Origin of the sequence: Pseudomonas sp. Y39-6 (assembly GCF_023651955.1) — a bacterium.
Taxonomy (GTDB): domain Bacteria; phylum Pseudomonadota; class Gammaproteobacteria; order Pseudomonadales; family Pseudomonadaceae; genus Aquipseudomonas; species Aquipseudomonas veronii.
The window spans coordinates 1,957,132-1,975,951 of record NZ_CP069594.1; the positions used below are offsets into that span (position 1 = coordinate 1,957,132).

The 18,820-nt window shown below is 62.1% G+C and carries 16 protein-coding genes; 9 read left to right on the forward strand and 7 right to left on the reverse strand.

Annotation, left to right across the window (positions count from 1 at the left end; translation table 11 throughout):
• Positions 1-81: 81 nt before the first annotated feature.
• Positions 82-915, reverse strand: a complete 834-nt coding sequence (locus JN756_RS08960; protein ID WP_046384292.1) for a hypothetical protein — start codon at positions 913-915, stop codon at positions 82-84.
• A gap of 158 nt (positions 916-1,073) precedes the next feature.
• Here JN756_RS08960 and JN756_RS08965 point away from each other — a divergent pair, with 158 nt between their 5' ends.
• On the forward strand, positions 1,074-2,576 hold the full coding sequence (locus JN756_RS08965) for a nucleobase:cation symporter-2 family protein (RefSeq protein WP_108524372.1): 1,503 nt from the start codon (positions 1,074-1,076) through the stop codon (positions 2,574-2,576).
• 87 nt (positions 2,577-2,663) lie between these two features.
• On the opposite strand, the gene JN756_RS08970 is transcribed toward JN756_RS08965, so the two are convergent.
• Together JN756_RS08970 and JN756_RS08975 are read right to left on the reverse strand one after the other, a co-directional pair.
• Positions 2,664-3,596, reverse strand: a complete 933-nt coding sequence (locus JN756_RS08970; protein ID WP_079443131.1) for a proline iminopeptidase-family hydrolase — start codon at positions 3,594-3,596, stop codon at positions 2,664-2,666.
• Positions 3,597-3,690: 94 nt separating this feature from the next.
• On the reverse strand, positions 3,691-4,455 hold the full coding sequence (locus JN756_RS08975) for a LuxR family transcriptional regulator (RefSeq protein WP_017848865.1): 765 nt from the start codon (positions 4,453-4,455) through the stop codon (positions 3,691-3,693).
• Positions 4,456-4,639: 184 nt separating this feature from the next.
• Between JN756_RS08975 and JN756_RS08980 the strand changes: the two genes are divergently transcribed.
• From JN756_RS08980 to JN756_RS09005, 6 genes are read left to right on the forward strand one after another with little or no spacing between them, the layout of a single operon-like run.
• Positions 4,640-5,527 carry a proline iminopeptidase-family hydrolase gene (locus JN756_RS08980; RefSeq protein WP_017848864.1) on the forward strand — a complete coding sequence of 296 codons (888 nt, stop codon included), beginning with the start codon at positions 4,640-4,642 and terminating at the stop codon, positions 5,525-5,527.
• Positions 5,528-5,530: 3 nt separating this feature from the next.
• A complete protein-coding gene (locus tag JN756_RS08985) occupies positions 5,531-6,478 on the forward strand; it encodes an ABC transporter permease (protein WP_046384288.1) in 948 nt (315 codons plus the stop codon).
• Positions 6,475-7,332, forward strand: coding sequence for an ABC transporter permease (locus JN756_RS08990; RefSeq protein WP_057003760.1), 858 nt, complete (start codon positions 6,475-6,477; stop codon positions 7,330-7,332). The genes JN756_RS08985 and JN756_RS08990 overlap by 4 nt, the downstream gene beginning before the upstream one ends.
• Complete coding sequence (locus JN756_RS08995) at positions 7,329-8,285, forward strand: ABC transporter ATP-binding protein (protein WP_079443132.1); 957 nt, start codon at positions 7,329-7,331, stop codon at positions 8,283-8,285. Before JN756_RS08990 ends, JN756_RS08995 begins: the two co-directional genes overlap by 4 nt.
• The gene (locus JN756_RS09000; RefSeq protein WP_057003758.1) at positions 8,282-9,253 is read left to right on the forward strand and encodes an ABC transporter ATP-binding protein; all 972 of its coding nucleotides are present in this window, start codon (positions 8,282-8,284) and stop codon (positions 9,251-9,253) included. Before JN756_RS08995 ends, JN756_RS09000 begins: the two co-directional genes overlap by 4 nt.
• A gap of 47 nt (positions 9,254-9,300) precedes the next feature.
• Positions 9,301-10,815 (forward strand): ABC transporter substrate-binding protein, encoded by a 1,515-nt coding sequence (locus JN756_RS09005; protein WP_126587943.1) that lies wholly within the window; start codon positions 9,301-9,303, stop codon positions 10,813-10,815.
• Positions 10,816-10,933: 118 nt separating this feature from the next.
• On the opposite strand, the gene JN756_RS09010 is transcribed toward JN756_RS09005, so the two are convergent.
• The 4 genes from JN756_RS09010 to JN756_RS09025 all read right to left on the reverse strand — a co-directional run bounded on the left by JN756_RS09010 (position 10,934) and on the right by JN756_RS09025 (position 14,545).
• Entirely contained in the window at positions 10,934-11,674 is a 741-nt protein-coding gene (locus JN756_RS09010) for a YciK family oxidoreductase (protein WP_017848858.1), read from the reverse strand.
• A gap of 102 nt (positions 11,675-11,776) precedes the next feature.
• Positions 11,777-12,448, reverse strand: a complete 672-nt coding sequence (gene mupP, locus JN756_RS09015; protein ID WP_046384284.1) for an N-acetylmuramic acid 6-phosphate phosphatase MupP — start codon at positions 12,446-12,448, stop codon at positions 11,777-11,779.
• A 4-nt stretch (positions 12,449-12,452) separates the two neighbouring features.
• Positions 12,453-13,151: a bifunctional 2-polyprenyl-6-hydroxyphenol methylase/3-demethylubiquinol 3-O-methyltransferase UbiG gene (ubiG, locus tag JN756_RS09020; RefSeq protein WP_017848856.1), complete on the reverse strand. Its 699-nt coding sequence runs from the start codon at positions 13,149-13,151 to the stop codon at positions 12,453-12,455.
• A gap of 62 nt (positions 13,152-13,213) precedes the next feature.
• Positions 13,214-14,545 (reverse strand): TRZ/ATZ family hydrolase, encoded by a 1,332-nt coding sequence (locus tag JN756_RS09025; RefSeq protein ID WP_046384283.1) that lies wholly within the window; start codon positions 14,543-14,545, stop codon positions 13,214-13,216.
• A gap of 109 nt (positions 14,546-14,654) precedes the next feature.
• On the opposite strand from JN756_RS09025, the gene mtnA reads away from it, so the two are divergent.
• Positions 14,655-15,731: an S-methyl-5-thioribose-1-phosphate isomerase gene (gene mtnA / locus JN756_RS09030; RefSeq protein WP_057003757.1), complete on the forward strand. Its 1,077-nt coding sequence runs from the start codon at positions 14,655-14,657 to the stop codon at positions 15,729-15,731.
• A gap of 423 nt (positions 15,732-16,154) precedes the next feature.
• The gene (gyrA, locus tag JN756_RS09035; protein ID WP_017848853.1) at positions 16,155-18,809 is read left to right on the forward strand and encodes a DNA gyrase subunit A; all 2,655 of its coding nucleotides are present in this window, start codon (positions 16,155-16,157) and stop codon (positions 18,807-18,809) included.
• Positions 18,810-18,820 lie beyond the last annotated feature (11 nt).

Below are 18,820 nucleotides of genomic sequence, written 5' to 3' on the forward strand. Positions count from 1 at the left end.
GGTTTACCGAGCCGATGCGATCGCAGGCAAGCCAACCCCCACACGTGATTACGGTTTCTTCAGGGGCTTGAGCGGTAAATCCTAGAACGTCACTTCCATATTCAGCGTGGGTGTCGACGTGCGACTGCCCCGACCGCCATCCACACCGAACTTGTTATGCCAGTACTCGTAGCCCACTCCGAGGTACAGGTTCGGCGTTACGCGCTTGCCGGGTCGCACCGCGACCATCAGCGCGCTACGCATCAGCGTTTCCGCTGCGGTATCGCGGCCGTGGAAGTCCTCGCCCTTGTTGCCGACATGGTTGATAAACCCCTGGAACTTGGCCGCGTGGCTGCCGATCTCGAACGGACGCATCCACGTCAGGTTGAGCATGTAGGTGTCGTCGAAGGTATGGTCCGACTCTTTCGCGCCGGGAATCCCGCTGTGATTGCGTTCTTTGTAATACATCAGGCTCAGGTCCAATACGCCGACGGTGTTGAACTTCAAGGTCGGGCCGAGCACCAGCGCGCGTTTTTTCGCCGAGGCAAAGTTGTTGTTGCGGTTGGCATCGAAGCCCAGGGTCAGGGCGTAGTCCTTGATCAACCCGGTGCCCAGCGGCGTATCGAAAACGCGGGAGGCATACAACTGGTGTCGGTATACCGCATACACCTCACTGCCGCCGTGGTCGGTGCCCTTGCGCGGGTCGCGGCTGTCGGACAAAAACACATCGAGGTTCAGAAAGTTGCTGCCGTACTGGTAGCCACTGGCGTGGGTGACGCTGTAGATGCGCTTGCTGAATGCGTCGGGGTTGTTCGGGTTGGTGAATTGCTGGCCGTAGCGAAATCCTACGCTGTTGTTCATCCATTCCAGCGCGACAGCCTCCCCGCCGCCGAGGAGGGTCAATGCAACGGTTGCGCCCTGTAATGCCTTTTTCATTGTTTTAGGTCCTATGGCGTTCTGGCTCATGACGGCCGGATTGTTTTTGTAACGCCGGTGGAGGGTATCTTGTTCGAATGATTGTATACAGCTCTATGGACATCTAGTCTCGGTATTGCATACAGTGGCGCCACAACAAAAACAGAGAACCCCTCACCATGACTATCCCGAAGGCGTCATCGCAACGACCCGAAGATGAGAATCTCGGCGTCGCCGCCAACATGGCTTACGGCCTGCAGCATGTGCTCACCATGTACGGCGGCATCGTTGCCGTACCGTTGATCGTCGGCCAGGCGGCCGGGTTGTCGCCGGCGGATATCGGCCTGTTGATCGCCGCGTCGCTGTTTGCCGGCGGCCTGGCCACGTTGTTGCAAACCCTTGGCCTGCCGTTCTTTGGTTGTCAGTTGCCGCTGGTGCAGGGCGTGTCGTTTGCCGGCGTGGCGACGATGGTGGCGATTGTCGGCAGTGATGGCGCCGGTGGGGTGCCAGCGATTCTCGGGGCGGTGATGGCTGCGTCGTTTATCGGGCTGCTGATCACGCCGGTGTTCTCGCGGATCACCCAGTTTTTCCCGCCGTTGGTGACCGGCATTGTGATCACCACCATCGGCCTGACGCTGATGCCGGTAGCCGCGCGCTGGGCCATGGGCGGCAACAGCCGTGCGGCGGATTTCGGCAGCATGGCGAACGTCGGCCTGGCCGCGTTGACCCTGTTGCTGGTGTTGTTGCTGAGCAAGATCGGCAGTGCGACGATCTCGCGGTTATCGATCCTGCTGGCGATGGTGATCGGCACCGTGATTGCGGTGTTCCTGGGCATGGCGGACTTTTCCGGCGTGACCCAGGGGCCGATGTTCGGCTTCCCCACACCGTTCCATTTCGGCATGCCGACCTTCCATGTGGCCGCGATCATTTCCATGTGCATTGTGGTGATGGTGACGCTGGTGGAGACTTCGGCGGACATCCTGGCCGTGGGCGAGATCATCGACACCAAAGTCGACTCCAAACGCCTGGGCAATGGCTTGCGTGCCGACATGCTGTCGAGCCTGTTCGCGCCGATCTTTGGTTCGTTTACCCAGAGCGCGTTCGCCCAGAACGTCGGCCTGGTGGCGGTCACCGGGGTGAAAAGTCGTTTTGTGGTCGCGACAGGCGGGTTGTTCCTGGTCGTCCTCGGCCTGCTGCCGTTCATGGGGCGGGTGATTGCGGCAGTGCCGACCTCGGTGTTGGGCGGTGCCGGAATCGTGTTGTTCGGCACCGTGGCGGCCAGCGGTATTCGCACACTGTCCAAGGTGGATTACCGCAACAACATGAACCTGATCATCGTGGCCACGTCCATCGGTTTCGGCATGATCCCGATTGCCGCGCCGAGCTTCTACGATCATTTTCCCAGCTGGTTCGCGACCATTTTCCATTCGGGCATCAGTTCGTCGGCGATCATGGCGATCTTGCTGAACCTGGCGTTCAACCACTTCACCGCCGGCAATTCGGACCAGCAGTCGGTGTTTGTGGCCGGGACTGAGCGCAGCCTGTGTTTCCAGGATGTGGCCGTCTTGCGCGAAGGCGATTACTTCAGGGGCGGCAAGCTGTTCGATGCCGAAGGCAAGGAGATTCCACTGGTGGCCGAGGTGCCGAGAAAAACCGCGAAGGCCGAGACCAGCGAGGTTTGAAACGGTGGCAGCGGGTTTGCTCGCGATGGCGGTCAGGCGCTGACTGAACCACCGCCATCATGAGCAGGCCCGCTGCCACATTGCTCGTCAGCTTGCTTTGAGGGTCTTGTGCGGCACTGAACACGCCTCATCCAAAAACTTCACCACTGTCCCCATGCACGCCTGGCGCTCTTCGACATGGGGCATGTGGCTGGAGTCTTCAAACAGCGCCCAGCGCACATCCGCGATTTCATCCAGGAACGGCTTGACCACCAGCGGCGTGGCTTCGTCATGCCGGCCGGAAATCACCAGGGTCGGCACCTTGATTGCCGACAGACGGCCAATCACGTTCCAGTCCTTCAAACTGCCGATCACATGGAACTCGGTCGGGCCGCTCATGGCGTGGTACACGGTCGGGTCTGCATCGACCTGGGCGAACGTGCGCGCAACCTCGTCCGGCCATGGGTTGACCCGGCAGACATGCTGGTCGTAGAAAATCCGCGAGGCGGCGAGGTATTCCGGGTCCTGGTAGGTGCCGGCGGCTTCATGCTTGAGCAGGGTTTCATGCACGCCTTCGGGCAGCAGCTGACGCAGGCGGTTGGCTTCGCTGACCCAGGTACGCATGCAGGTGGGCGAGTTGGCCGGGATAAACGCACGCAAGCCCTTGGGTTGCAGAATCGCGTGTTCGCTGCCGAGCATGCCGCCCCAGGATTGCCCGAGAATCGCGTAGTCCTGGCTGATTTGCAGGTGGTCCAGCAGGTTGTTCAGTTCGTCGAGGAACAGGCTGACAGTCCAGAAGGACGGGGCTTTGTCGGGCAAGTGCGTGGAGCGGCCGTTGCCCAGTTGGTCGTAGTGGATGACGGCGTGACCACTGGCGGCGACGTCCTTGAAGGCATCGACGTAATCATGGGTGCAGCCGGGACCGCCGTGGATGATCACCAGCGGTGTACGGCCCGAGGCCAGGTCGCCAGTGACGCGATACCAGGTCTGATAGGGGCCGAAGGGCGCAAACCCTTCGCGGACTTTTTCGATGAATTCCATTTCGTATCCTGCTTTGAAAAAAAAGTATCAGGGACACGATAATCGGCACGCGACGTTTAGGTAACTAGCAAAACAGCTAGGTTTTGCCGAAGGGTCAATCTTCCAGCAGGCGGTAATGAGTGGCGCGCACCACGGCCTGTACGCGATTTTTCGCCCCCAGTTTGTGCATTGCCGAGGCAAGATGCAGGGTAACGACCGCCAGCGAGCGGCTCAGCTGCGTGGCGATTTCGGCGGCGGTCAGGCCGTCGGCGGCCCATTTCAGGCACTCGCGCTCGCGTTTGGTCAGACGGATATGCGGGTAGGTGCGTAGTTCATTGCTGAACAGTGGGTAGGCCGCTTCCTGCAGGGCATGGGAAATCAGGCCGAAATCCGACAAGCTCTGTTGCGCGTCCTCCAGCACCGTATGCGCCTTGCCGGTGCGCAAGCCGGTCAACGATGCGAAGCCGCCCCGGGGCAGATGAATCGGCACGCTGACGCCGCAGGTCAGTTGCTGGTCATGCAGGTAAGACGAGACGGGGGCGTGGCACGGGTCGATGATCTTCTGCAGCGCCGTCTGCGCCTTGGCCTCGTAGGACCAGACAAACGGCGACACCGTATTCAAGGCCAGGTGCTGCACCGGATCGATCTGGTAGAACCCTTCGCTGCACCACAAGGCATGCCAATCGGAAGGCGTGTTGCGCAGTTGCAGCACCGAAGGTGTGATCAACGTGCCGTTGAGGTCGATGGGCACCGGTGAGTAGTCATACACCAGCGCATCGAAACCCAACTGTTGGGCTAGGATAAACGCATTGTCCATCTGCTCGTCCAGGCTCCTGCCCGGCATGAGACGGTGATTGAAGGCAGTTAGCTTGGCCAGCATCCGTTCTGCTCCCGAATTCATATGAATCTCGACTTGCTGCAAGTAGAATGCCACGCCCCGGCGAAGGACTGCCAGGCCAAACCTATAAGAAATACTAGGTTATGGATGCACGGCATCCTCGGTAGCTTATGGCCTCATAAGCGGCCGCAACCCGCCAGGCCGATACCACACAAGGAACGTATGCATGTGGCGTGAAATAGCCCCCGACCAGCAGTACACCGTGCAAGTCGATGGCCATGACCTCGCGGTCTACAGCTTTGGCGAAGGCGATGAGGTGCTGTTGTGCCTCAACGGCGGGCCAGGGCTACCGTGTGACTATTTGCGCGACGCCCATGGCTGGCTCAAAGAGCATGACCTGCGAGTGGTTGCATTCGACCAGCTTGGCACCGGTGCTTCAGCCAGACCGACCGATGTTTCCCTGTGGGAAATCGGCCGTTATGTCGAAGAAGTCGAAACCGTGCGCCAAACCCTGGGCCTGGGCCGTGTGCATTTGCTCGGGCATTCCTGGGGCGGCTGGCTGGGCATCGAATACGCCATCCATTACCCCGATGCGCTGAAAAGCCTGATCCTGGAAAACACCGTCGGCGACATTCCGCACCTCTCCCAGGAACTCGAACGCCTGCGCGGCGCCCTCGGCAGTGAAACCGTGGCGATGATGCAGCGCCATGAAGCCATGGGGACGCTGGATCATCCGCAGTACCAGGCCGCGATCACCTTGCTCAATTATCGTCATGTGTGCCGCCTGGACGAATGGCCGGCGCCGCTCCGGCGCTCCCTTGACGACTGGAACATGGGCCCTTACGCAACCATGCAGGGCCCCAACGAATTTCTGTATATCGGCAACCTCAAGGACTGGAACCGCATCGCCGAGATGGCCGATTTCAACATGCCGATGCTGATCACCACCGGCCAGCACGACGAGCTCACCCCGGCCTGCGCCCTGCGCATGAAACTGGCCGCCCGGCACGCCGAATTGCATGTGTTCCGCAACAGCAGCCATATGCCATTTTACGAAGAGCCCCAGGCGTACTTCCCGGTACTGCTGGACTTCCTCGCTCGTCACCGAGGCTGACGGATGAACCTGGCGCGCTACCGCTTCGTGCTGACCCGGCCGCTGCAATTGCTGCCGGTGCTGTTCGGCATCAGCCTGATCACCTTCGTGCTGGTGCGCTCGATTCCCGGTGACCCGGCGCGCGCGCTGCTCGGCTCGCGCAGCACGCCGGATGCGTTGCTGAAGATCCGCGCACAGTTCGGGCTCGACCAGCCGCTGTGGCTGCAATATTTTTACTTCTTGAAAAACCTGCTCAAGGGCGACCTCGGCCAATCGCTGTTGTACAAGGTCGATGCGTTGAAGCTGATCGTCACCCGTATCGAGCCGACCCTGGTGCTGGTGCTCGGCAGTGTGCTGCTGGCGCTGCTGATCGCAGTGCCGCTGGCCACCGTCGCGGCGCGGCGCAAAGGCGGCTGGGCGGACAACCTGATCCGCGTGTTCACCACCGTCGGCCTGGGCATGCCGGCGTTTTGGCTGGGGTTGATGCTGATCCTGCTGCTTAGCGTGCAATGGGGCCTGTTTCCGGTGTCTGGCTACGGTCGCACCTGGCTGGACAAGGCGCACCATATGGTCCTGCCGTGCCTGACCATCGCCCTGGCCCTGTCGGCGGTGCTGGTGCGCAACCTGCGGGCGAGCATGTTGATGGAGTTGCAGGCGGACCATGTCACCGCCGCCCGGGCGCGCGGGTTGTCGGAAGCGGCGGTGTTTCGCCGGCATGTACTGCCCAATTCCCTGGTGCCGACGGTCAACCTGCTGGCGGTGAATATCGGTTGGCTGATCAGCGGCACGGTAGTTATCGAAAGCCTGTTCGCCATTCCCGGCATCGGCCAGTTACTGGTGCGCGGCATCTTTACCCGCGACTACATGGTGGTGCAGGGCGTGGCCATGGTGCTGGCCTGTGCGACGGTGGTGGTCAACTTCGTCGCGGATGTGGTGACCGTCGCCCTCGACCCACGGGTGAAGATGCAATGAGCACTCGTCCACTGATCGCGCCATGGCGCTTGCGCCTGCGCTTTGGCTTGCGCGACGGGCGGCTGACCGCCGCGTGGGGTTTGCTGATTCTGCTGGCGTGGCTGGGCCTGGCGTTGTTTGCGCCGTGGCTCGCGCCGTTCGACCCGATCGCGCAGAACACCGATCTCAGCTTGCTCGGGCCGAGCCTGGGCCATCCCTTCGGTACGGATAATTATGGCCGCGATATTCTCTCGCGGGTGATCTGGGGCGCACGCATCGACCTGCAATTGGCGATTGTCGGGGTGATCTTCCCGTTCATGATCGGTACCTTTATCGGCGCGGTCTCCGGCTATATCGGCGGGCGTTTCGACAGCGTCTGCATGCGCGTCATCGACGTGATCCTGGCGTTCCCGTTCCTGGTGTTGATGCTGGCAATCATGGCCATCCTCGGTCCGGGCTTGAAGAGTTTCTATATCGCCATGGCGCTGGTGGGCTGGGTGTCGTATGCGCGGTTGATCCGCTCGCAGATCCTGGTGCTCAAGGAAAGTGACTTCGCCCTGGCGGCCAAAAGCCTCGGCTTTGGCCATGGGCGCATTCTGTTCCGGCACTTGCTGCCGAATGCGATGTTTGGCTCGATTGTGTTTTCCATGTCTGACGCGGTGCTGGTGCTGCTCAACGGCGCAGCGGTGAGTTACCTGGGCCTGGGCGTGCAACCGCCGACCGCCGAGTGGGGAACGATGGTCGCCGAAGGGCAGGCCTTCATTACCACCGCCTGGTGGATCTGTACTTTTCCGGGGCTGGCCATCGTGACCCTGGCCATGGGCTTCAGCCTGCTGGCCGATGGCGTGGCGCAAGTGTTGGGAGAGCGCCCATGAGCCTGCTGCAAGTGCGCGACCTGAGCGTGATCGCCAACAATGCCGGGCGCGACGTGACCCTGGTCGACCGCGTCTCCTTCGACCTGGCCGAAGGCGAGATCCTCGGCCTGGTAGGCGAAAGCGGTTCGGGCAAGACCATGGCCTGTCGCGGGCTGATCCGCCTGTTGCCGTCGCCCAACCTGCGCGTGCAGGGCGGCGCGGTGCGCCTGGCCGGCCAGGACTTGCTGCCACTGGACGACGCAGGCATGCGCGCAATCCGTGGCGGGCAATTGGGCATGATCTTCCAGAACCCCAGCAGCCACCTCGACCCGCTGATGCGTATCGGCGAACAGATCGCCGAGGGCATCCGCCTGCATCAAGGCGCGTCAAAAAAAGACGCGCGCCGGCAAGCCATCGAGGTGTTGCGCCAAGTGGGCATTCCCGATCCCCAGGCGCGGGTCGACAACTACCCCCATGAGTTTTCCGGCGGCATGCGCCAGCGCGCCATGATCGCTGTGGCGTTGGGCTGCAACCCGACAGTGCTGATTGCCGACGAACCCACCACGGCCCTCGATGTGACCGTGCAGGCGCAAATCCTGCGGCTGTTGCTGGAGCTGCGCGACCAGCGTGGCTTGTCGATCATCATGATCACCCACGACCTCGGCGTGGTGGCGCAAACCTGCGACACCATCGCGGTGATGTACGCCGGGCGCCTGTGCGAGCACGCCAGCAAATACGAGTTGCTCGCCCATCCCCGACACCCGTACACCGCGGGGCTGATCGATTGCCAGCCGGCCCACAGCAGCGGCCACGCCTTGCTGCGCACCATTGCTGGCCAGCCGCCGTTGCTCGATGCGTTGCCCGTCGGGTGCCGCTTCCACCCGCGTTGCCCGCAAGTCGGCAGCCTGTGTCGCGAACGCTTGCCGGAAGGTGCGCGGGTGGCCTGTCACTATCCGTTGGGAGATCGCCCATGAGCCTGTTGCAGATCAAGGACCTGGAGGTGCGGTTTGCCGCGTCCGGCAGCGGGATGTTCGGCCTGCACAAACAGTGGGTGAGGGCGGTCAACGGTGTGTCGCTGAACCTGGCGGCGGGCGAGACCCTGGGGCTGGTGGGCGAATCCGGCAGCGGCAAAAGTACCCTCGGCCGGGCGATTCTGCACCTCAACCCGATCAGCGCCGGGCAGGTGCTGTTCGACGGCATCGACATGGCCCACGGCAGCGCCGTCGACATCGCCCGCCTGCGCCATGAAACCGCGATGATCTTCCAAGACCCGTATGCCGCGCTGAACCCACGCCACACCATCGGCGAAACCCTTGCCGAAGTGTTGCGGGTGCAGCACAAAGTCGCGCCGCAGCAGATCGCGCGGCGTGTCGACGAGTTACTCGAGCTGGTCGGCCTGCGCCCTGAATTGGCCGCTCGCAAGCCCGGTTCCCTCAGCGGCGGCCAGTGCCAGCGAGTCGGCATCGCCCGGGCGCTGGCGGTGGAGCCGCGCCTGATCGTTGCCGATGAATGCGTGGCGGCACTGGATGTCTCGATCCAGGGACAGATCATCAACCTGTTGCTGGAACTGCAACAGCGCATGAACCTGGCGATCCTGTTCATCGCCCATGACCTGGCCATCGTGCGCCGCCTGTGCGACCGCGTGGCGGTGATGTACCTGGGCCAGATCGTCGAGGAGGGGCCGGTGGAAGCGGTCTTCACTTCACCGCGTCACCCGTATACGGCGGCGTTGATCCAGGCGATTCCCGAGATCGATCCGCATCGGCCGTTGCCCACGGAGCCCTTGCCCGGCGAGCCGCCGAGCCCGCTGAATTTGCCTACAGGCTGTGCTTTTCACCCGCGTTGCCGGTATGCCCAGACCGTGTGTTCCGTGGTGTTGCCGCCGACCCATTTCCTGCACGAGCATCGGTACAGTTGCGTGCTTGAAGAACCTTTGCTTTGACCCCTGCCATTCTTGAACAACCGCCGTTATAAACAAGGAGTTATGACATGCAATCGCGCCACTTGAAGTTGCTCGCCGCCGCCACATTGACCGCCTGGTCGCTGACCGCCGGTCTTGCCCAGGCCGCCGGTGTTCTCACCATCGGTTGCCGGGAAGACAGCACCACGTTTGATCCGATCAAAAGCGCGCAAAACCGCGACACCTGGGTCTTTGCCAACGTCTACGACACCCTGGTGCGCGTGGACAACCTGGGCACCAAGATGGAGCCGGGGCTGGCTGAAAGCTGGGAGATTTCCAAGGACGGCCTGACCTACACCTTCAAGCTGCGTGCGGCGAAGTTCTCGGATGACTCGCCGATCACCGCAGAGGATGCGGCGTTCAGCCTGTTGCGCATCCGTGACAACAAGGCCTCGCTGTGGAGCGACCCGTTCAGCCTGATCGACACGGCCAAGGCCGCCGACCCGCAAACCCTGGTGGTAACGCTGAAGACTCCGGCTGTCGCGTTCCTCTCGCAACTGGCGTCGCCGACGGTGTCGATCCTGTCGGAAAAGGCCATGAGCAAAATGGGCGAAGACGCCTACGCGGAAAACCCGGTGACCTCCGGCGCGTTTACCGTGGGCGAGTGGCGCAAGGGCGATCGGGTGATCCTGAAGAAAAACCCGAACTTCTGGCAGGCCGGGAACGTCAGCCTGGATGGCGTGGAGTGGGTCTCGGTGACCGACGACAACACGCGCATGCGTATGGTGCAGAACAACGAGCTGGACACGGCGATCTTCGTACCGTTCTCCCGGGTTGAAGAACTGAAGAAAGACAAAAACGTGGTGATCCATTCCGACCCGTCCACCCGCGAAGATCACCTGCTGATCAACCACGAGCACGGCCTGCTGGCCAAGCCGGAAGTACGCCAGGCGCTGGACATGGCCATCGACAAACAATCGCTGGTGAAGACGGCCACTTACGGTCAAGGCACTGTGGCTTATTCCTACATCCCCAAAGGTTCGCTGTACCACTACGCCAACAACCTGCAGCGCCCGTATGACCCGACCGCGGCGAAGAAACTGCTGGCCGACGCCGGCGCCAAGGACTTGAAGCTGAACTATGTGGTCAACGCCGGCAACGAAGCCGACGAGCAGATCGCGGTGATCATCAAGGACCAGTTGGCCAAGGTCGGCGTGACGGCCAACCTGCAGAAAGTCGACCCGACCCAAAGCTGGCAGATGCTGGTGGACGGTGATTACGATATTTCGGTGATGTACTGGACCAACGACATCCTCGACCCGGACCAGAAGACCACCTTCGTGCTGGGCCACGACACCAACAAGAACTACATGACCCGCTACAGGAACGACAAGGTCAAGGAACTGGTCGCCGCCGCACGCATCGAGGCCGACCCGGCCAAGCGTGAGCAGATGTACGTCGACCTGCAGAAACTGGCGAAACAGGATGTGAACTGGATCGACCTGTACTACAGCCCGTACATCAACATCTCACGCAAGAATGTGAGCAACTTCCTGCAAAACCCATTGGGTCGCTTCACCCTCGAGGAAGTCGTGAAAAACTAAAGAACACCGCTAAATAAATGTGGGAGGGGGCTTGCCCCCGATGGCGGTGGGTCAGTCACAGATGCAGTGACTGACACCCTGCTATCGGGGGCAAGCCCCCTCCCACATGTGTCGGCCGTTACTGCGCGTCGAACGCTTGCCCGTTGATCCCGCTGCTGTCCGGCCCCATCAGGTACAGGTACACCGGCATGATGTCTTCCGGCGCCGGGTTGTCGGCCGGGTTTTCCCCCGGGTACGCCTGGGCCCGCATGCTGGTGCGTGTGGCGCCGGGGTTGATGCTGTTGGCCCGTACTGGCGCAACGGTGTCGAGCTCGTCGGCGAGGGTTTGCATCAGGCCTTCGGTGGCGAATTTCGATACGCCATAGGCACCCCAATACGCCCGGCCCTTGCGCCCGACGCTGCTGGAAGTGAACACCACCGAGGCGTCCTGGGACAGCTTGAGCAGCGGCAACAGCGTGCTGGTCAGCATGAACATCGCGTTGACGTTGATGTGCATCACCCGCATGAAGTTCTCACCGGACAACTGCTCGATCGGCGTGCGTGGGCCGATGATCGAGGCGTTGTGCAGCAGGCCGTCGAGGTGGCCGAATTCCTTTTCGATCATCGCCGCCAGCTCATCGTATTGATGGGGCAGGGCGGTCTCCAGGTTGAACGGGATCACCACCGGTTGCGGGTGGCCGGCGGCTTCGATCTCGTCGTACACCTGGGCCAGGTTGGCTTCGGTCTTGCCCAGCAACAGCACGGTCGCGCCATGGGCGGCATAGGTTTTCGCCGCCGCCGCGCCAATCCCGCGACCGGCACCGGTCACCAGGATGACGCGGCCTTTGAGCAGTTCGGGACGTGCAGAGTAATCAAACATAAATAGCCTCGACAAAATTCACTAGGTGACCAACACCGAGCTGGAAAACACTGAAGATCCCCTGTGGGAGGGGCTTCATAGGTCAGCAAGACCGGTAGACCATCAGCAACTGCACAGCGCGTTATCCAGCACCTTGCGCAATTCCAGCGGGTGATCCACCACCACATCCGCGCCCCAGTGACGTGGGTTGTCGTCCGGGTGGATGTAGCCATAGGTGACCGCCGCCGTGCGGGTGCCGGCGTCGCGGCCGGACTCGATGTCGCGCAGGTCATCGCCGACGAACAGCACGCTGGCCGGGTCCAGGTTGAGCATCTGGCACGCCAGGATCAACGGCTCCGGGTGCGGCTTGCTGTTCGTCACGTGGTCTGGGCAGATCAGCAGCGCCGAGCGCTCGGCCAGGCCCAGCTGCTGCATGATCGGCTCGGCAAACCGCAGCGGTTTGTTGGTGACCACGCCCCAGATCAGCTTGGATTTTTCGATGTCTGCCAGCAGCTCGGCCATCCCGTCGAACAACGCGCTGTGGATCGCGCAGCCCTTGAGGTAGCGCTCGAGGAACTCCAGGCGCAGTTCTTCAAAGCCCGGGGATTCCGGGTCCATCGAGAAGGTCACGGCGACCATCGCCCGCGCGCCGCCGGAGATTTCATCGCGGATATGCTGGTCGTTGATCGGCGCCAGGTTACGGTCGGCGCGCATGGCCTGGCAGATGGCGATAAAGTCCGGCGCGGTGTCCAGCAGGGTACCGTCCATATCGAAGAGAACCGCTCGCAACTTCACAGGCTTACTCCTCGCGCAGGGTCTGGATCATGTAGTTGACGTCGACGTCGCTGGCCAGCTTGTAGTGCTTGGTCAGCGGGTTGTAGGTCAGGCCGATGATGTCCTTGACGCTCAGCCCGGCCTGACGGCTCCAGGCGCCCAGCTCGGAAGGGCGGATGAATTTCTTGAAGTCGTGGGTGCCGCGCGGCAGCAGCTTCATGATGTATTCGGCGCCGATGATCGCGAACAGGTAGGCCTTGGGGTTGCGGTTGATCGTGGAGAAGAACACCTGGCCACCGGGCTTGACCATGCGGAAGCAGGCGCGGATCACCGAGGAGGGGTCCGGTACGTGTTCGAGCATTTCCAGGCAGGTGATCACGTCGAACTGCTCGGGCATTTCCTCGGCCAGGGCTTCGGCGGTGATCTGGCGGTATTCGACGTTCACCCCGGATTCCAACTGATGCAACTGGGCCACGGCCAACGGCGCTTCGCCCATGTCGATCCCCAGCACCGTAGCTCCGCGCTGGGCCATGGCTTCGCTGAGGATGCCGCCGCCGCAACCGACGTCCAGCACCTTCTTGCCGGCCAGGTTGATGCGTTCGTCAATCCAGTTGACCCGCAGCGGGTTGATGTCGTGCAGGGGTTTGAACTCGCTTTCGCGGTCCCACCAGCGGTGGGCCAGGGCTTCGAATTTGGCGATTTCGGCGTGGTCGACATTGCTCATGGTGGTTCCTCTAAATCGGATAAATCGGTTTGTCGGCCCTGAACACGGGTTCAGGACCGGCGTTATTCGCGGTGCCCGCTGATGCGCTGGCCCCAGGCAATGGCCATGGCGGTCAACTGTGGTTCATCCATGCGGGTCAACTGCCGGTTGTCGAGCAACTGCTTGCCGGCGACCCAAAGGTGTTTCACGCTATCGCGTCCGGTGGCATATATAAGCTGTGAGACCGGATCGTAGATCGGTTGTTGCGCCAGCCCCGAAAGATCAAAGGCGACGATATCCGCCGCCTTGCCGACCTCCAGCGAGCCAATCTCGCCCTCCAGGCCCATGGCGCGGGCGCCGTTGAGGGTCGCCATGCGCAAGGCACGGTGGGCATCCAGGGCGGTCACCGAACCGGAGACGGCCTTGGCCAGCATCGCGGCGGTACGGGTTTCGCCCAGCAGGTCGAGGTCATTGTTGCTGGCGGCGCCATCGGTACCGATGGCCACATTGACGCCAGCCTGCCACAGACGCTCCACCGGGCAGAAGCCGCTGGCCAGTTTCAGGTTCGATTCCGGGCAATGGATGACGCTGGTGTTGCTTTCTACCAGCAAAGCCAGGTCGTCCTCGCTGATTTGGGTCATGTGAACGGCCTGAAAGCGCGGGCCCAGCAGGCCAAGCCGGCCGAGGCGCGCCAATGGGCGTTCGCCGGTCTGCTCGACAGACTGTTGTACCTCGAACGCGCTCTCGTGCACATGCATATGGATCGCCGCGTCCAGCTCCTCGGCGATCACCCGGATCTTTTCCAGGTTGGCGTCGCTCACGGTGTAGGGCGCGTGCGGGCCGAAGGTGATCTTGATGCGCGGGTGATGCTTGAGGTCGCCGAACAACTCGATGCCCTGGCGAATCGCCTCGTCGGCGCTGCTGGCGCCGGGAATCGGGAAGTCGAGGATCGGAATCGCAATCTGCGCGCGCATCCCGCTGTTGTGGACGCAATCACTGGCGACCTTGGGAAAGAAGTACATGTCCGAGAAGCAAGTAATGCCCCCCTTGAGCTGTTCGGCGATGGCCAGGTCGGTGCCGTCGCGCACGAAGGCTTCATCGACCCACTTGGTCTCGGCGGGCCAGATGTGTTTTTCCAGCCAGGTCATCAGCGGCAGGTCATCGGCCAGGCCGCGAAACAGGGTCATCGCCGCGTGGCCGTGGGCGTTGATCAGGCCGGGGCTGAGCAGCATGCCCGGCAGCTCGCGCACTTCACTGGCGGAAAGTTTCAGCGCCGCGGCCCGCGGGCCGATAAAGGCAATGCGCCCATCGCGGATGCCCAGGCCATGCTCCTTGAGCACCACGCCGGCGGGTTCGACAGGTACCAGCCACGTCGGCAGTAGCAATAAGTCGAGCGGGGCGGCAGTGGAGGTCATCGCAGGCTTCTTCCCGGGCAGCAATAAAAGAAGGGCGAAGTATACCCGAGCGTCCTGGCTGGCGGATCGCTATAATCGGCGGCTTTTGTTCATGAGTGCGGGGTGAGGGATGCGCGATCGACTGTTGGCTGCGGAGAAAGTGAAGGCCATCGATTGGCGCGATGGCGCACTGCACCTGCTCGACCAGCGTGTTTTGCCGTCCCGGGAAAGCTGGGTGACCTGCTCCACGGTCGATGAAGTGGCCGCGGCCATACGCTCGATGGTCGTGCGCGGCGCAGCGGCCATCGGCATCAGTGCCGCCTACGGCCTGGTACTCGCCGCCCGCGAACGGATCGCCGAGGGCGATGACTGGCAGGCTGGATGGGAAGAAGATTACGCACTTTTGGCCGATACTCGCCCGACCGGCGCAAACCTGCTCTGGGCCCTCAAACGCATGCGCGACCGCCTGGACCGTCTCAAACAGCACGCCGATCCGCTGGCGGTGCTGGAGGCCGAGGCCATCGCGATCCATGAGAGCGACCGCGAAGCCAACGTCGTCATGGCCCAGTTGGGCGTCGAGCGGATTCGCAAGCACCAGGGCAACGCCCAGGCGATCCTGACCCATGGCAACGCAGGCGCCCTGGCCACGGGAGGCGTCGGCACGGCCCTCGGCGTGATCCGCGCGGCCTTCCTGGAGGGTCTGGTCGAGCAGGTCTATGTCAACGAAACCCGGCCATGGTTGCAAGGTTCGCGGCTGACGGCGTGGGAATTGGCTGGCGAGGGGCTGCCCGTCACGGTCAATGCCGACTCGGCGGGCGCGCATATCCTCAAGACCAAAGGTGTGACCTGGGTGATCGTCGGCGCCGACTGCATTGCGGCCAACGGTGATGTGATCGGCAAGATCGGCACTTATCAATTGGCGGTCTGCGCCATGCACCATGGCGTGCGTTTCATGGTGGTGGCGCCGAGTTCGACCCTGGACCTGATGATGGCCTCCGGCGATGACGTGGCCCTGGAAGAGCGCGCTGCGGGCGAGTTGCTGGACGTCGCCGGGCAGCGTTTTGCTGCGGATGTGAATGCCTTCAATCCGGTGTTTGATGTGACCCCGGCCGACTTGATCGACGTGATCGTGACCGAAAAGGGTGTTGTCGAACGGCCTGACACGGCCAAGCTCGCCAAGTTGATGTGCCGTAAACGCCTGCATTGAGGGCTTTGGTGGTTGTTAGATTGCCATCGGGAGCAAGCTCCCTCCCACATTTGACGGTGTTCACAATTTGAGTGTGGCAGGGGGCTTGCTCCCGATTGGCCTTGAAAGGCCATGGTTTCTTCGGATCTGCCGCGCAAAAACAGCACCACCCCGGCTCTAAGCCCCTCTCGTCGTCCTCAAGCCTGTCATCCGTCAACTTACTATGCTCCATGCCCATCAGGGGGATAGGTGCGTGGCGGCGATTGTGATAACATCCGGCGGTTTCCAGGGTCGCCCCGAGGGGCTGCCTTTAACGTGCAGATCCGTGTCATAACTCGTTGATTTGTCGTAAGTCGTTGCCAGGCACCATGCCGGCAGCGGCGAGCTTCGTTCGTCCCATATGGATGTGACGAGGTTTCACCCGAAAAAGGAATCAGGCTTCTCATGGGCGAACTGGCCAAAGAAATCCTCCCGGTCAATATCGAAGACGAGCTGAAACAGTCCTACCTCGACTACGCGATGAGCGTAATTGTCGGTCGGGCACTGCCTGATGCGCGCGATGGCTTGAAGCCCGTGCACCGGCGTGTGCTGTTCGCGATGAGCGAGCTGGGTAACGACTGGAACAAGCCGTACAAGAAATCTGCCCGTGTTGTCGGTGACGTGATCGGTAAGTATCACCCTCACGGCGACACTGCGGTGTACGACACCATCGTTCGGATGGCCCAGCCGTTTTCCCTGCGCTACCTGCTGGTAGACGGCCAGGGCAACTTCGGTTCGGTCGACGGCGACAACGCCGCGGCCATGCGATACACCGAAGTCCGCATGACCAAGCTGGCGCACGAGCTGCTGGCCGACCTGCACAAAGAAACCGTGGACTGGGTGCCGAACTACGACGGCACCGAGATGATCCCGGCGGTCATGCCAACCCGTATTCCCAACCTGCTGGTCAACGGCTCCAGCGGTATCGCCGTGGGCATGGCCACCAACATCCCGCCGCACAACCTCGGTGAAGTCATCGACGGTTGCCTGGCCCTCATCGACAACCCCGAGTTGACCGTCGATGAGCTGATGCAATACATCCCGGGCCCGGACTTCCCGACCGCCGCGATCATCAACGGTCGCGCCGGCATCATCGAAGCCTATCGCACCGGCCGTGGCCGCATTTACATGCGCGCCCGCTCGATCATCGAAGACATCGACAAGGTCGGTGGCCGCCAGCAGATCGTCATCACCGAGCTGCCTTACCAGTTGAACAAGGCGCGTCTGATCGAGAAGATCGCCGAGCTGGTCAAGGAGAAGAAGCTCGAAGGCATCACCGAGCTGCGCGACGAGTCCGACAAGGACGGTATGCGCGTCGTGATCGAGCTGCGTCGTGGCGAAGTGCCTGAGGTGATCCTCAACAACCTCTACGCCCAGACCCAGCTGCAAAGCGTGTTCGGTATCAACGTCGTGGCCCTGATCGACGGTCGCCCGCGCATCCTGAACCTCAAGGATCTGCTGGAAGCCTTCGTCCGTCACCGTCGCGAAGTCGTGACCCGCCGCACCGTGTTCGAACTGCGCAAGGCCCGCGAGCGCGGCCACATCCTGGAAGGCCAGGCGGTTGCGCTGTCGAACATCGACCCGGTCATCGCCCTGATCAAGGCTTCGCCGACCCCGTCGGAAGCCAAGGAAGCGCTGATCAAGATGCCGTGGGAATCCAGCGCCGTGGTGGCGATGGTTGAACGCGCCGGCGCTGATTCCTGCCGTCCCGAGACCCTCGACCCGCAATACGGTCTGCGCGACGGCAAGTACTTCCTGTCGCCGGAACAGGCCCAGGCCATCCTCGAACTGCGCCTGCACCGCCTGACCGGTCTGGAGCACGAGAAGCTGCTGGCCGAGTACCAGGAGATCCTCAACCAGATCGGCGAGCTGATCCGCATCCTCAACAGCGCCGTGCGCCTGATGGAAGTGATCCGCGAAGAACTGGAAGTGATCCGCGCCGAATACGGCGACGTGCGCCGCACCGAAATCCTCGATGCGCGTCTCGACCTGACCCTGGGTGACATGATCCCGGAAGAAGAGCGCGTCGTGACCATCTCCCACGGTGGCTATGCCAAGACCCAGCCATTGGCTGCGTACCAGGCCCAGCGTCGTGGCGGTAAAGGCAAATCGGCTACCGGCGTCAAGGATGAGGACTACATCGCTCACCTGCTGGTCGCCAACAGCCACACCACGCTGCTGCTGTTCTCCAGCAAGGGCAAGGTGTACTGGCTGAAAACCTACGAAATCCCGGAAGCCTCCCGTGCCGCCCGTGGGCGTCCGCTGGTCAACCTGCTGCCGCTGGACAGTGATGAGTACATCACCACCATGCTGCCGGTCGATGAATACACCGAAGGTCACTTCATCTTCATGGCCACCGCCAAGGGCACCGTGAAGAAGACCCCGCTGGAATCCTTCAGCCGTCAACGCAGCGTGGGCCTGATCGCCCTGGAGCTGGATGAAGGCGACGTGTTGATCTCCGCAGCCATCACCGATGGCGAGCGTGAAGTCATGCTGTTCTCCGATGGCGGCAAAGTGACGCGCTTCAAAGAATCCGACGTGCGTGCCATGGGCCGTACCGCCCGCGGTGTGCGCGGGATGCGTCTGCCGGAAGGGCAGAAGCTGATTTCCATGTTGATCCCTGAAGAAGGCAGCCAGATTCTCACCGCTTCGGCGCGTGGTTATGGCAAGCGCACCGCCATCAGCGAGTTCCCGGAGTACAAGCGTGGCGGCCAGGGCGTTATCGCCATGGTCAGCAACGACCGCAACGGCCGTCTGGTCGGCGCGGTACAGGTGCTCGATGGCGAGGAGATCATGCTGATTTCCGACCAGGGCACCCTGGTGCGTACCCGTGTCGCTGAAGTATCGAGCCTGGGCCGTAACACCCAGGGCGTGACGCTGATCAAGCTGGCCAACGACGAAACGCTGGTTGGCTTGGAACGCGTCCAGGAACCGTCGGAAGTCGAAGGCGAAGAGCTGGAAGGCGAGGCATTTGACGGCGAGGTGATCGCAACCGGCGATGACAGCGTCGACGAGCCGACCCTTGACGCTGCCGCAGACGAAGAAGAACCGCAGGAATAAGCGGACAAACA

Bases quoted from the DNA above. Each gene is read 5' to 3' on its own strand.
- JN756_RS08960 (WP_046384292.1), bottom strand. From the start codon at position 915: ATGAAAAAGGCATTACAGGGCGCAACCGTTGCATTGACCCTCCTCGGC.
- JN756_RS08965 (WP_108524372.1), top strand. From the start codon at position 1,074: ATGACTATCCCGAAGGCGTCATCGCAACGACCCGAAGATGAGAATCTC.
- JN756_RS08970 (WP_079443131.1), bottom strand. From the start codon at position 3,596: ATGGAATTCATCGAAAAAGTCCGCGAAGGGTTTGCGCCCTTCGGCCCC.
- JN756_RS08975 (WP_017848865.1), bottom strand. From the start codon at position 4,455: ATGCTGGCCAAGCTAACTGCCTTCAATCACCGTCTCATGCCGGGCAGG.
- JN756_RS08980 (WP_017848864.1), top strand. From the start codon at position 4,640: ATGTGGCGTGAAATAGCCCCCGACCAGCAGTACACCGTGCAAGTCGAT.
- JN756_RS08985 (WP_046384288.1), top strand. From the start codon at position 5,531: ATGAACCTGGCGCGCTACCGCTTCGTGCTGACCCGGCCGCTGCAATTG.
- JN756_RS08990 (WP_057003760.1), top strand. From the start codon at position 6,475: ATGAGCACTCGTCCACTGATCGCGCCATGGCGCTTGCGCCTGCGCTTT.
- JN756_RS08995 (WP_079443132.1), top strand. From the start codon at position 7,329: ATGAGCCTGCTGCAAGTGCGCGACCTGAGCGTGATCGCCAACAATGCC.
- JN756_RS09000 (WP_057003758.1), top strand. From the start codon at position 8,282: ATGAGCCTGTTGCAGATCAAGGACCTGGAGGTGCGGTTTGCCGCGTCC.
- JN756_RS09005 (WP_126587943.1), top strand. From the start codon at position 9,301: ATGCAATCGCGCCACTTGAAGTTGCTCGCCGCCGCCACATTGACCGCC.
- JN756_RS09010 (WP_017848858.1), bottom strand. From the start codon at position 11,674: ATGTTTGATTACTCTGCACGTCCCGAACTGCTCAAAGGCCGCGTCATC.
- ubiG (WP_017848856.1), bottom strand. From the start codon at position 13,151: ATGAGCAATGTCGACCACGCCGAAATCGCCAAATTCGAAGCCCTGGCC.
- JN756_RS09025 (WP_046384283.1), bottom strand. From the start codon at position 14,545: ATGACCTCCACTGCCGCCCCGCTCGACTTATTGCTACTGCCGACGTGG.
- mtnA (WP_057003757.1), top strand. From the start codon at position 14,655: ATGCGCGATCGACTGTTGGCTGCGGAGAAAGTGAAGGCCATCGATTGG.
- gyrA (WP_017848853.1), top strand. From the start codon at position 16,155: ATGGGCGAACTGGCCAAAGAAATCCTCCCGGTCAATATCGAAGACGAG.